Origin of the sequence: Pseudomonas sp. HMSC063H08 (assembly GCF_001813645.1) — a bacterium.
Taxonomy (GTDB): Bacteria; Pseudomonadota; Gammaproteobacteria; order Pseudomonadales; family Pseudomonadaceae; genus Pseudomonas; species Pseudomonas aeruginosa.
In genome coordinates, this window is sequence record NZ_KV813463.1 from 1 (window position 1) to 454 (window position 454).

Annotated in this window: 1 protein-coding gene; it reads right to left on the bottom strand. The window is 64.1% G+C overall.

The window, feature by feature from the left end; genetic code table 11:
• Positions 1-63: 63 nt before the first annotated feature.
• Entirely contained in the window at positions 64-303 is a 240-nt protein-coding gene (locus HMPREF2924_RS16970; RefSeq protein WP_023082652.1) for a hypothetical protein, read from the bottom strand.
• Between the last annotated feature and the right edge of the window lie 151 nt (positions 304-454).

Consider the following 454-nt stretch of genomic DNA (forward strand, 5'->3'; position numbering starts at 1 on the left):
CAGCCTTCGGCTTGAGCGAAGGCCACCAGCCGGCGGACGCTTTCCCGGGCGCCGCGAAGGAAACTACGCATCAGTGGTCTCCTCGCTGTTGAGCTGCAGCCAGGTCTCCATCTCTGCCAGGGAGCGGGGAAGGCTGTCGGTGGCAGCAGCAGTCAGGAGGCGTTTCACCAGTTCCTGAAGGCAGCGACGATCGTTCTGTCGGCTGCAGGCCAGGTCGTCATGCGCGGAACGCAGCATGCGGACCTCTGTGCGCAGTTGAGCGAGCTCGTCAGCAACCGGCCGGTAAGCGGTGACGTCAGGCATCGCGCGCTACCTCCTTGGGATCTTTGCAGGACAGTTCCCAGCGACTCTCGATGCGCTTTTCGTGGTCGCCTGCCTGTGCCGGCATACGGGTGATGTAGGCGTTGTCCTCGCCGAATAGCCGTTCGGCAAGGCGGGAGGCTGCCACCTTGTC